We start from the raw sequence: 11,547 nt of genomic DNA on the forward strand, positions 1-11,547 counted from the left end.
GCTGCTGGCGTTTTTTAAAAAAAGTTAGGACAGTATACTGTATATTTGCTCTTTATTTTTTATGACGATGGATAACAAAAGCGAAGAATTTTACGCCAGACTTAAAGAGGAGCTGGCAGGAAGCGCCAAATGGCCTGCCGAATACCTTTTTAAATTTATTGTGCCTACAGATACCGAAAAAATAAATAAAGTAGAAGATACTTTTAATAATATGGGTGCGGTTATAGAAACCACCCAGTCTAAAACAGGCAAATACACCAGTATATCTGTTAACGTAAAGATGGAAGGCCCTCAGGAAATTATAGATAAATACGTGGCACTATCTACTATAGAAGGCATTATATCTTTATAAAATACCACAACACATAACATGTACAACACACAGGAAGCTATAAATTTTCTTGAATATAATGCCGAGCGCCCGCACCTTATAATACCGGAGTATGGCCGCCACCTGCAAAAGCTTATACAGCAGGCAATGGACCTGCAGGACAGGGACGAGCGCAATAAGGCCGCCCGCTACATTATAAGCGTTATGGGCAGCCTTAACCCGCACCTTAGGGATGTGCCCGATTTTCAGCACAAGCTGTGGGACCAGATCTTTATCATGTCTGATTTTAAGCTTGATGTTGATTCGCCATACCCTACGCCATCGCCGGAGACTATTGCACTTAAGCCATCGCCGCTGGGATATCCGCAAAATTTCCCCAAGTACCGCTTTTACGGCAACAACATTAAGTATATGATAGATGTTGCCAACAGCTGGGAAGACGGCGAGCTTAAAAATGCACTTATTATAGTGATAGCCAACCACATGAAGAAATCGTTCCTGAGCTGGAATAAAGATACCGTTAAGGACGATGTTATATTTGAGCACCTTAAAGAACTATCGGGCGGCAGGATAAACCTGCAGGCTACCGATGAGGAGCTTAGCAATGCGACCGATCTGATGAAGGTTAATAAAAAACTGAGCAACAAAAGCCAGTTTGGTAGCAACAACAACAACAATCCGAAGCTTAAAATGCAGAGGAGCAATGCAAACAACGGACGAAATAACAACCAAAATAACAATAACAACCGTAAACCCTAATTTTTTTACGCTGCATGGGAACATTTAAAATTGAAGGAGGAGCGCCGCTTAAAGGCGAAATTAAGCCGCAGGGAGCCAAAAACGAGGCACTGCAGGTGCTTTGTACCGTATTGCTAACCCCGCAAAAAGTAACCATTACCAACATACCCGATATTATTGATGTTAATAAGCTTATAAGCTTGTTGCGCAGCCTGGGTGTTAAGGTAGAGAAACTGGCTCATGGCGAATATTCCTTCCAGGCAGATGAGGTTAACCTGTCGTACCTGGAATCTGAAGCGTTTAAAACAGAAGGTGCTGCCCTTAGGGGATCTATAATGATTGTAGGCCCGTTATTGGCGCGTTTTGGTAAAGGCTATATCCCTAAGCCGGGTGGCGATAAAATTGGCCGCCGCAGGCTGGATACCCACTTTGAAGGTTTTATTAACCTTGGGGCAAAATTTCGTTACAACGAAGAAGACCATTTTTATGGCGTTGAGGCCGAGAGGCTTAAAGGTGCCTACATGCTGCTTGATGAGGCATCGGTTACCGGTACAGCTAACATTGTTATGGCTGCCGTGCTTGCCGAAGGTAAAACTACCATATACAACGCTGCCTGCGAGCCGTACTTACAGCAGCTGTGCAACATGCTTAACCGCATGGGCGCTAAAATTACAGGCGTAGGCTCTAACCTTTTAGAGATAGAAGGTGTAGAAAGCCTTGGCGGATGCGACCACCGCATACTGCCCGATATGATAGAGATAGGCAGCTGGATAGGCCTTGCAGCGATGACCCAGAGCGAAATTACCATTAAAGATGTTAGCTGGGATAACCTTGGCGTTATACCGTCTACCTTCCGTAAGTTGGGTATTACATTAGAGCGCAGGGGCGATGATATTTACATTCCTGCCCACACCGATGGGTACGAAATTCAGAGTTATATAGACGGCTCTATCCTTACTATTGCCGATGCCCCGTGGCCGGGCTTTACGCCCGATCTTTTAAGTATCGTACTGGTAGTGGCTACACAGGCCCGTGGTAGTGTGCTTATTCACCAAAAAATGTTCGAGAGCCGCCTGTTCTTTGTAGACCGCCTTATAGATATGGGTGCACAGATAATACTGTGTGACCCGCACCGTGCTAACGTTATTGGCCTTGGGTTTAAATCGAAGCTTAAAGGTATACTAATGTCGTCTCCCGATATCAGGGCCGGTATATCGCTGCTTATTGCTGCACTTTCAGCAAAAGGCGTAAGTACCATCCAAAATTCTGACCAGATAGACCGTGGTTACGAGCGTATCGACGAAAGGCTTATTGCCATTGGCGCTAAAATTACAAGGATAGACTAAGTTCTACATTATATACTATAGTAAAGCGGCCGGATTTATTCCGGCCGCTTTGTTTTGTAAAAATTGTGCCATTAACAAACTTTATGATATTGTCATAAAGTATTTATAAATGTCTGTACGCTTGGGTTATTGTATGTTTTTAGAAAGTAATTTTACATTAAATTAAATTAAATTATGACTTCTTAATTTAAAATGTAACTTATTATGAAAAAGCTATTACTACTCCTGTTATGTTCCTTACCGGCCCTTGCACAAAACGGCTTTAAGATAGAAGACAATATACTTATTTGGGAACGCGCTTACTCTGCCGATAATGTAGATATCGCCTCTGTTTTAGATAAAAACCCTAACCTTAAAACGGGTTCGTTTATGGATAATTTTTATAAGGGCATGGGTATCGATATTAAAAATACCTGCAACAGCCAGAACGGTCTCATGAAAAATAATGTGAAATTCCAGTTTGTTGTCATGACCAGCCCCACAGGCTACGTGGTAAAAGTAAAGGACCTTAAATTTTTAGAAAAATACGGACCCATGCAGGCACGTATACGCGCCAATGCCTGGGAGCAATACTTTGTTGATGGCACCACCCTTAAATCAGACGCTACAAGTATAGAAAATATGGGGTGCATAGATAATTTCTTATCATCGTTATTTGCTCCGGCCCCGGTTACTACCGAAACAAGGGCTATGACTTCTAATTAATCTAAGATGATAGATATTAGAAAATAGACTTTTAAAAAGTATAAAAAAAAGAGAAGTTCCACAGATTAGCCGGCAGGCTTCTGTGGAACTTTTTCTATTATCTCAAATCTCAAATCTAATATCTCCCATCTATTCTACTCCACCATATTTACCAGCCTTATAAACTCTGCGCGGTAACCTTCAGGGTCGTTTTGCAGGCCTTGTTTGGCGAGGTTTTTAATGGCTTCGATTGATTTATCCGGAACCAGTTTGCTATCCCTTAATTTTAATCCGAACCACGCCACAGCGGCGCTGAATTTAAAGTCGACCGACGTGTTTTGGATTGGCAGTGAGATATTCGGAATAACCTTTACAATTTCTTTGCTCACATCTTCATCCGGTTTTTTAGATCGGAATTTTATGGTAGCCAGTTCATCGTTATAATTACCTGTAGCGGTTTGCGGCGTGCTGTATTTAAGCTCAGGTGCAGCGTTAAAGTAATCACTTTTTACACCGGTAGGGATAATTTCATACAGCGCGGTAACGGTGTGGCCGCTGCCCAGTTCTCCGGCATCTATGGCATCGTTGGCAAAATCTTCGTCGCGAAGCTTGCGGTTCTCATAGCCAATTAATCTATATGACTGTACATACTTAGGGTTAAACTCTATCTGAATTTTAACATCTTTAGCAATGGCATACATACTGCCTTTAAACTCCTTGTTTAGGTAACGGTCTGCTTCCTGCATATTGTCTACATAGGCGTAGTTGCCGTTGCCTTTATCGGCCAGGGTTTCCAACTTAGAGTCTTTATAGTTGCCCATGCCGTAGCCCAGACAGGTTAAGAACACGCCACTTTTGCGTTTTTCTTCAATAAGCGTTTGCATATCGGTATTGCTGGATGCACCCACATTAAAGTCGCCATCGGTAGCCAATATTACACGGTTGTTGCCTTTTTTTACAAAGTTTTCCAGTGCGGTTTTGTAAGCCAGTTCAATACCTGCGCCGCCTGCGGTGCTGCCACCTGCATTTAGGTTGTCAAGTGCTGCAATGATTTTAGCTTTTTGATCGCCGCTGGTGCCTGGCAGTACCAACCCGGCAGCACCGGCGTATACCACAATGGCAATGCGGTCCTGTTTGCGCATTTGGTTTACCAATAGCTTCATGCTTTGTTTAAGCAGTGGCAGCTTGTTAACATCGCTCATTGAGCCTGACACATCTATCAAAAACACAAAGTTAGAAGCAGGCAGTTCGGCAGATTGAATCTCCTTACCCTGAAGCCCTATTTTAAGCAGCTTATGGTTAGGGTTCCACGGGGCGTTGCTGTACTCGGTGTTGATGGAGAACGGGTCGGCACCAAGGGGCTGCGGGTAATTGTATTTAAAGAAATTAATCATTTCCTCAACACGAACGGCATCTTTAGGTACTACCTCGGCATTGTTTAAAAAACGGCGAATGTTAGTGTATGACGCATTATCTACATCTATAGAAAACGTGCTAAGTGGGGTTGTGGCAGGGTTTTCGAACTTGTTTTCCTCAAAAGCCTCGTATTCTTCATGGTCTATTTTTATTTTTTCCATGGGTACAAACTTGCCCGTAGCATTATCTATATAACCCGCTTTCTCATCTTCTTTAAGAGCCTTTTTAAGTTCGCGTTGTTGCTTACGGGTTAGCTTTTTTGTTTTAATAACAACAACTCCATAAACAGCCTTGCTGCCATATACCGCCGTTGCACCAGCATCTTTAAGTACTTCAATAGATTCGATATTTACAGCATCTAATTTTCTGGCAACTCTTGCACTTACAGGCTTTCCATCGATAACATACAAAGGCTCGGGAAAGTTGCTTTGTATAGAGGCCACGCCTCTAATAGCAACTCCATTAGGCAATGCTCTGTTAAACGTCCTCCCATCCGAAAGCGTGTCGTATTGTACCCCGGCATTTGGAGTTATTGCTACCCCTGCAACACGGCCTTGTAATGATTGTGAACCCGGTGCACCACTACCTGTGGTAACGTTTAACCCCGGAACCTGCCCTTGCAGCGATTGTACGAAAGATGCATTTGGCCTGCCTTCAATGGTTTCGCTTGATACAACTGTAGATTGCCTGTCGCCATCCCTGTAATTCCTATTATCTTGCCTACTATAACCATTTGGCGCAGATGCAACATTTGCATTACCTGTAGGTGAGGCTGTTTCAAGTTCGTAGTTCATTCCAACCGCTATTTTAGCATCCCTTTCTCCTTTACGGCGTTCTCTTCTGGATTGTTTTTCAATTACTGAGCTGCTTACAGTTGTTACCGCAACATTAGATTTTGATCTTGTTGTCGTGCGGTAGCCTTCAACTACCACCTCGCTCAACTCACTGCCACTATTAATTGCTACGGTAGTATTATTAGTTTCTGACGTAGCCTTAAATATAGCCGATACCATACCTGTATAATCAGTAGTAATATTATCGCCTACATGTGCATTAACGGTGAATTTGCCATCGAAGTCAGTTAATACTGCTGCCGATTTTCCATTAACCAAAATACTCACCCCCGGGACAGGCATACCGGAATCATCTACAATAGTGCCGTTAAAAACGATAGGCTGCTTGGTTGCCTTTTTGTTTTTAGATGTAACAACATACTCCTTTCTGCCTTTGGTATTATTTGGCATCTCTTCCACAACAACCTCTTCCTTAACCGTTACTTTCTCCGGGTTAAAGGTTTCCTTAACCGCCTGGGTATCTATAACCGTTACGTTGTTTTGCGGGGCGACATCGGGTTTAACAACATTGTTATTGTTTAACATGATAAAGCCAATACCTATAAACAACAGGAGCAGGGCGGCAATGCCGGTGTACTTCCACCAGATGACTATTTTACGTTGCTTTTTATTGTCCAGCTTATCTTCTACGCGGCTCCACACGGCTTCCATGCGGGCAAAGTCTTTGGTTTCGGCTTTGCTGGCGGCGTCTTTAAATTGGTCGTATATTTTATCGTTATTTTCCATGGCTGCTCGTGTTTTGGTAATAAACATTGTTTACTAATTCCTTCAGTTTTGTGCGGGAGACGTTTAATTGTGATTTAGATGTTCCCTCGCTAATATTCAGCATGGTGGCAATTTCTTTGTGGCTGTAACCCTCTATGGCAAAAAGGTTAAACACGGTGCGGCAGCCTTCCGGCAGATACTCCAGCAGGTTAAGCAGGTCTTCTTCCTCCAGCCCCACGTGTTGGGCTTCCTGGGGCTCGGTTCCGCGGCTCATATCTTCTATGTAAATATTAAAGTTTACGTTGCGCTTAAGGCTTAGCAGGCAGTGGTTAACGGCAATTTTGCGCGCCCAGGCCTCAAATGCCTTGCCTTCTTTAAGCTGGTCCAGCTTGGTGAATATAGTGTAAAAGGCATCGGCCATGGCCTCCTCTATATGTTCTTCGCTTTTTAGGTACCGTTTGCAGGTGTGGTACAGTTTGGGAGCTAATAGCTCATACACCTGCCTCTGGGAGTCGCGGTGCATCTTTCTGCATGCTGTTATGAGTTTTTCTTCTATCACAATTGGTCTCTTTGTTTATATAGAGCAGAAAAACAATTAAAAGGTTGGAACAACATGAAAATATTTTTTAAGTTTTCAGGCACAGTCGCGGTTTTAAGTCCCGGTGTAGCCTGTAAACTGCGACTGCGACTGAAAACTACTTATCTATCGTTAATTTAAAAATATCCGATTGCTTGGCATCATTATCGGTATCCTCGCATAGTAAAAACTCCAGTGCCTTATCGGTTTCTTTGTAAAGGGTAATGCCCTCAAATTTATTTTTAAGCGAAATTACCTCGGTAAATTCCAGTTCCATGCTCTCAATATCAATGCGGCCTATAAGCGTGCCCGCCACTTCGCCATCTTTATAGGTAGAGGTGGTTTTCTCGGCGGCAGCAATAAAATACAGCTTTTCGCCAATTTTAACGGCATCGGTAAAACTTGCCTGGGCACCGTTTATCTTAGGCAGTTTAACCTCATTGTAAATGATCTGGAAAGCGGTATCGGCAATATCGCCATCAAGGGTAAACACGCCATTCTGACCCTTTGGGCCGTTGCCACGATTAAACAGGTACCATGTATCGCCATCATTCACTACGGCCTCAACATTAAAATTATCGGGGGTAATTTCGCCAAAACTCTGCATGACAAGGTACAGGTCGGTCGCATCGATCTTCGGGTACACCAGTCCCGTCTTATAATTAAGGTGGGTAATGGTATTGCGGATCTCGGTAGAGCCTGAGCCAAAAAGGTACAATTGGTCGTCTTTGGCGGTAATGCTCTCGTAATCGGCTTTGTCTTTTTTAGGGACATTTTCAAGCGGACCTGTATAGTCTTTTGCCTTGAGCGATATTTTTTCGAGCTTTTTGTCGGTTATATTGTACTGGTACAGCATGTGGCTGTTGTCGGATATCAGGTAAAGGGAGTCGTTGTTAAAGAAGAGTCCGGATGCCGACCCGATGCCTATAATTCGGAAAAGCAGTTCCAGGTGAAACTTTTGCATAATCTTATGGTTTAGCGTAAAACGCGGTACGCTTTAAATTGTTATATTTATATAAAGATAACGCATTTTTATGAAAGCGATAAATACCGATGATTTTAAAGTTACCTCGAAATTTTCGATAACCGATACCCCTACAACCCTTGATACCAGCTGCTCTGACCTTAAAACGCACGACGAACTTAAAAAGGTAAGCAAAAAGCTGGGCAAGCTACAGGATAAGATGTATGCCAATAACCGCTATAGCGTGCTGGTGTGCCTGCAGGGTATGGATACCAGTGGTAAGGATAGCCTTATACGTGAGGTGTTTAGGCGCTTTAATGCCCGTGGGGTAAACGTGTACAGTTTTAAAACACCATCCAGTGCTGAGCTGGAGCACGACTACCTTTGGAGGCACTACATTGCCCTGCCGGAAAGAGGGAAGTTCTCGGTATTTAACCGCTCGCATTACGAAAATGTATTGATTACCCGCGTACACCCCGAGTATTTACTGAATGAGAACCTGCCGGGAATTAATTCGGTAGACGATATACCCAAGCATATCTGGAAAGACCGTTTTGAGCAGATCAACAATTTTGAGAAACACATTACTCAAAATGGGGTGGTGGTGTTTAAGTTTTTTTTACACCTTAGTAAAGAGGAGCAACGCGAGCGCCTGCTGCGAAGGCTTGACAAACCGGAACACAACTGGAAGTTTGCACCGTCTGACCTGGAGGAGCGCGAACTTTGGGATGATTACCAAAAGTATTATGAAGATGCCATAAACCATACCTCTAAAGATAATGCCCCCTGGTTTGTTATCCCGGCCGACAATAAAGAAACGGCACGCTACCTTGTGGCAAAAACCATTTACGACCACCTAAAAAATTACGACGACATAAAAGAGCCCGAAGTGAACGAGGATGTACTTGATAATATAAATGCCTACAAGAAAAAACTTATGGAGGAGAAGTAGTGGTTAATCCAACAAGCAATAAGCAATGCACAATTGGCAATAGGCAATGTTTAATTATACATCATCAATTGCATATTGCCTATTGCCAATTGTGCATTGCGTATTGAAAGTTAGATTTCCAGCAGGTCTTTTAATTCTTCTTCCGAAAGGCAAATGCCAATGTTGGATACAAGCTCATTATCATCTTCGTTACCATTAATAAAATAGATAGGTATGGCCGATGTTAGCTTTCGCTTTCGGATGCTATCGGCTGTTTGCCGCCCGTGTAAGGGCTTTTCGGCATAGTTTACCACTATGGCATCGGGCTTGCTTATGCCGGTCTTGCGGTAAGCTTCGGCACCATCAAGTAATTCAAATCCGGCCAGTTTATGGGGTGTTTGCCTGCAAATATCCAGCAGCGGCGTGGTGGCATCCTTACTCCAGTCTATAACAAATAATTTCATGAATGCGAGATGTTTAAGAGTGCAAAAGTAAAAAAACCTGCCACATTAAGCAGCAGGTTTTCAAGGTTAGTTTTGAACACTTAGGTTATATATAAATCAAAAATATTACAGTTCAAAGCCGTAAGCTAAACGCAACCCTATCTGGTCGGCATTAAAGTCGTTCATACCCTCGTAACGTAGGCTAATGTCTATATATTTAGAAGCGTAGCCTATGCCCGGAGCCCATAAAAAGGTAGTTTCGTCATAGCCATTAGTCACCGCAAAACCGGCACCTACTTCGCCCAATACATAAAAACGGTCTTCCCAAACAAAGGCTTTAAAACCCGCTTTAGCAGGTATAAAACCAAGGTCTTTAATTTCTTCATCTCCAAAAAGGTTGGTAAAACCGGTAGTTAGCGTTAAAGATGTTTTTTGTGTAAGGTCATACTGCAGCCTTACATCGCCACCAAGCGCCCAGTTAAAATATTCGCCTGTGGTAAGGCCGGCATTAACACCTATACCCAATTTAAATTTTTGAGAATAGCTGTCAATCGCCTCATTAGATGATCCCTCTATCTTTTGTGCAAAGGCACTGCCTCCTACAAATAATAATGCTCCCAGCATTAAAGATTTAAACGTGCTTCCCATTTTCATGATTTCCTTGTGTTATGTTAGTGGGGTAAAATTAGTACAAACAAATTGCTAACATTTGTAATTTTATGTTAATTAATTACAAATAAAATAATAAAATTAAGAATGTTTACACTTATAGTGATGATTTATAAGTTTTTAGCTCGTTGTGACTAAGGGTATGAAAGCTTATATCTACCTTTGCGCAAAAATTGAGCACCGTGTTTTCAGCCTATACAAAAGAGTTCAGGACTAATATTAAGCTGGCATACCCCGTTATTCTGGGTATGTTGGGCCATACCCTTATAGGCGTTATAGACAACATAATGGTAGGCAGGCTGGGCGCTACAGAGCTGGCAGCCGTATCGTTAGGTAACAGTTTTGTGTTTATTGCCATGAGCGCAGGCATAGGTTTTAGTACCGCTATAACCTCTATAGTAGCACAGGGTGATGCCGCAAAAGATTCCGCTATGGTACGGTCGGCGTTTCATCATGGGCTGTTGCTGTGTACCTTTTTAGGGCTGTTTTTGTTTGGTATAGTTGCTGTAGCCAAGCCGCTTATGGGGCTTATGCACCAATCGCCGGAGGTTATACGCCTTGCTGCACCGTATATCGACTGGGTGGCGTTTTCGCTCATACCTATGGTAATTTTTCAGGGCTATAAGCAATTTGCCGATGGTATGTCGCTCACTAAATACGCCATGTATGCGGTGATATTCAGTAATGTAATTCACATATTCATTAACTATGTGCTTATTTATGGCGTGTGGTTTTTCCCTAAAATGGGAATGCTGGGCGCGGCTATAGGTACTGTACTATCAAGACTTGCCATGCTGGTGTACATGCATTATTCGCTTTCGCGGAATGCAAAGCTCAAACAATACTTTACCAATTTTAGCTTTGCTGAAATAAAAACATCAATACTTAAAAGAATCACTGCATTAGGGTTGCCAAGCAGTATGCAAATGCTTTTTGAGGTCGCCCTTTTTACGGGAGCTGTCTGGCTTTCAGGCTATTTGGGTAAGACCAACCAGGCTGCAAACCAGATTGCCTTAAGCCTTTCGAGCATGACGTTTATGTTTGCCATGGGGCTCAGTGTGGCCGGTATGGTGCGTGTGGGCAACCAAAAAGGCCTTAAGGATTACGTAAACCTGCGTGTTGTGGCGCGCTCCATATTTTTGCTTGCCATACTTATAGAGATCGTGTTTGCCTTGTTGTTTATTATACTGCATAACTACCTGCCGCACTGGTTTGTAAATGCCGAAAACACCCTGCAATTGAAGGATAATACAGAGGTTATAAAAATAGCATCTACCTTACTTATCGTAGCGGCTGTTTTCCAGATATCCGATGGTATACAGGTAGTTGTACTGGGTGCCCTCCGCGGATTACAGGACGTTAAGATACCTACCGTTATTACCTTTGTGGCCTACTGGGTCATAGGTTTTCCTATCTCCTTTTATTTAGGGCTTTACACGCCCTTAAAAGCAACCGGAATATGGATAGGATTGCTGGCGGGCCTTACGGCAGCCGCATTATTTTTGTATCTTCGCTTTAATTATTTAACCAATAAACTTATTTTGGGTGCCGGGCAACCTGAAACCTGAAACTTTAAACCTGAAACGAAAAAAAATGGAATTACCAAAATTTGTACTGGCCGATAACACCGATTTTCCTGAGGATATTTTTATCATTCATCTTGATTACCCGCGCTTTATTTTAAATCTTAAAGATGATGAGGTAGAGATTATTGAAGAGCCGGAAGATCTTGATGAGAACGAGCTTAATGCCGAAATGGAAGGCCTTATTGTGCTTGCTAATGAGTTTTACGACAGAGAAGTAGAGCGCTACGAGAAGCAGTAAGCTGCGAGTTTACAGTATTAAGTCGCAGTTTACATCATCTGAGACATGAGGCGTAATTGCGAGCG

The 11,547-nt window shown here is 42.8% G+C and carries 12 protein-coding genes and 1 pseudogene; 7 read left to right on the forward strand and 6 right to left on the reverse strand.

What is annotated here, in order from left to right; all coding sequences use genetic code 11:
* Window positions 1-67 precede the first annotated feature (67 nt).
* From FMM05_RS13955 to FMM05_RS13970, 4 genes are all read left to right on the forward strand, one after another.
* Complete coding sequence (locus FMM05_RS13955; protein ID WP_143374013.1) at window positions 68-352, forward strand: DUF493 family protein; 285 nt, start codon at window positions 68-70, stop codon at window positions 350-352.
* An 18-nt stretch (window positions 353-370) separates the two neighbouring features.
* On the forward strand, window positions 371-1,090 hold the full coding sequence (locus tag FMM05_RS13960; RefSeq protein ID WP_143374014.1) for a DUF4290 domain-containing protein: 720 nt from the start codon (window positions 371-373) through the stop codon (window positions 1,088-1,090).
* A gap of 14 nt (window positions 1,091-1,104) precedes the next feature.
* Entirely contained in the window at window positions 1,105-2,415 is a 1,311-nt protein-coding gene (gene murA / locus FMM05_RS13965) for a UDP-N-acetylglucosamine 1-carboxyvinyltransferase (RefSeq protein WP_143374015.1), read from the forward strand.
* Window positions 2,416-2,619: 204 nt separating this feature from the next.
* Window positions 2,620-3,120: a hypothetical protein gene (locus FMM05_RS13970; RefSeq protein ID WP_143374016.1), complete on the forward strand. Its 501-nt coding sequence runs from the start codon at window positions 2,620-2,622 to the stop codon at window positions 3,118-3,120.
* Window positions 3,121-3,254: 134 nt separating this feature from the next.
* Here the strand turns inward: FMM05_RS13970 and FMM05_RS13975 are convergent, their stop codons facing one another.
* From FMM05_RS13975 to FMM05_RS13985, 4 genes and pseudogenes are all read right to left on the reverse strand, one after another.
* Entirely contained in the window at window positions 3,255-5,138 is a 1,884-nt protein-coding gene (locus FMM05_RS13975; protein WP_449404182.1) for a YfbK domain-containing protein, read from the reverse strand.
* 312 nt (window positions 5,139-5,450) lie between these two features.
* Window positions 5,451-6,122 (reverse strand): annotated as a pseudogene (locus tag FMM05_RS21320) (carboxypeptidase-like regulatory domain-containing protein); the annotation flags it as partial.
* Complete coding sequence (locus tag FMM05_RS13980) at window positions 6,085-6,597, reverse strand: RNA polymerase sigma factor (protein WP_143374149.1); 513 nt, start codon at window positions 6,595-6,597, stop codon at window positions 6,085-6,087. The gene FMM05_RS13980 and the pseudogene FMM05_RS21320, both read right to left, overlap by 38 nt.
* Window positions 6,598-6,769: 172 nt before the next feature.
* Window positions 6,770-7,615: a DUF6929 family protein gene (locus FMM05_RS13985; protein ID WP_143374018.1), complete on the reverse strand. Its 846-nt coding sequence runs from the start codon at window positions 7,613-7,615 to the stop codon at window positions 6,770-6,772.
* Between the two features lie 70 nt (window positions 7,616-7,685).
* On the opposite strand from FMM05_RS13985, the gene FMM05_RS13990 reads away from it, so the two are divergent.
* Window positions 7,686-8,567 carry a PPK2 family polyphosphate kinase gene (locus FMM05_RS13990; RefSeq protein ID WP_143374019.1) on the forward strand — a complete coding sequence of 294 codons (882 nt, stop codon included), beginning with the start codon at window positions 7,686-7,688 and terminating at the stop codon, window positions 8,565-8,567.
* A gap of 110 nt (window positions 8,568-8,677) precedes the next feature.
* On the opposite strand, the gene FMM05_RS13995 is transcribed toward FMM05_RS13990, so the two are convergent.
* Together FMM05_RS13995 and FMM05_RS14000 are read right to left on the reverse strand one after the other, a co-directional pair.
* Window positions 8,678-9,010, reverse strand: a complete 333-nt coding sequence (locus FMM05_RS13995; protein WP_143374020.1) for a PleD family two-component system response regulator — start codon at window positions 9,008-9,010, stop codon at window positions 8,678-8,680.
* Window positions 9,011-9,115: 105 nt separating this feature from the next.
* Complete coding sequence (locus tag FMM05_RS14000; protein WP_143374021.1) at window positions 9,116-9,643, reverse strand: hypothetical protein; 528 nt, start codon at window positions 9,641-9,643, stop codon at window positions 9,116-9,118.
* A 197-nt stretch (window positions 9,644-9,840) separates the two neighbouring features.
* Between FMM05_RS14000 and FMM05_RS14005 the strand changes: the two genes are divergently transcribed.
* Window positions 9,841-11,226, forward strand: a complete 1,386-nt coding sequence (locus FMM05_RS14005; RefSeq protein ID WP_235894412.1) for an MATE family efflux transporter — start codon at window positions 9,841-9,843, stop codon at window positions 11,224-11,226.
* A 25-nt stretch (window positions 11,227-11,251) separates the two neighbouring features.
* Window positions 11,252-11,482, forward strand: coding sequence for a hypothetical protein (locus FMM05_RS14010; RefSeq protein ID WP_143374022.1), 231 nt, complete (start codon window positions 11,252-11,254; stop codon window positions 11,480-11,482).
* Window positions 11,483-11,547 lie beyond the last annotated feature (65 nt).

The sequence above is a fragment of the Flavobacterium zepuense genome (assembly GCF_007097145.1).
Lineage (GTDB): Bacteria > Bacteroidota > Bacteroidia > Flavobacteriales > Flavobacteriaceae > Flavobacterium > Flavobacterium zepuense.

Bases quoted from the DNA above. Each gene is read 5' to 3' on its own strand.
- murA (WP_143374015.1), top strand. From the start codon at position 1,105: ATGGGAACATTTAAAATTGAAGGAGGAGCGCCGCTTAAAGGCGAAATT.
- FMM05_RS13990 (WP_143374019.1), top strand. From the start codon at position 7,686: ATGAAAGCGATAAATACCGATGATTTTAAAGTTACCTCGAAATTTTCG.
- FMM05_RS13970 (WP_143374016.1), top strand. From the start codon at position 2,620: ATGAAAAAGCTATTACTACTCCTGTTATGTTCCTTACCGGCCCTTGCA.
- FMM05_RS14010 (WP_143374022.1), top strand. From the start codon at position 11,252: ATGGAATTACCAAAATTTGTACTGGCCGATAACACCGATTTTCCTGAG.
- FMM05_RS13985 (WP_143374018.1), bottom strand. From the start codon at position 7,615: ATGCAAAAGTTTCACCTGGAACTGCTTTTCCGAATTATAGGCATCGGG.
- FMM05_RS13960 (WP_143374014.1), top strand. From the start codon at position 371: ATGTACAACACACAGGAAGCTATAAATTTTCTTGAATATAATGCCGAG.
- FMM05_RS13980 (WP_143374149.1), bottom strand. From the start codon at position 6,597: ATGCACCGCGACTCCCAGAGGCAGGTGTATGAGCTATTAGCTCCCAAA.
- FMM05_RS13995 (WP_143374020.1), bottom strand. From the start codon at position 9,010: ATGAAATTATTTGTTATAGACTGGAGTAAGGATGCCACCACGCCGCTG.
- FMM05_RS14000 (WP_143374021.1), bottom strand. From the start codon at position 9,643: ATGAAAATGGGAAGCACGTTTAAATCTTTAATGCTGGGAGCATTATTA.
- FMM05_RS13955 (WP_143374013.1), top strand. From the start codon at position 68: ATGGATAACAAAAGCGAAGAATTTTACGCCAGACTTAAAGAGGAGCTG.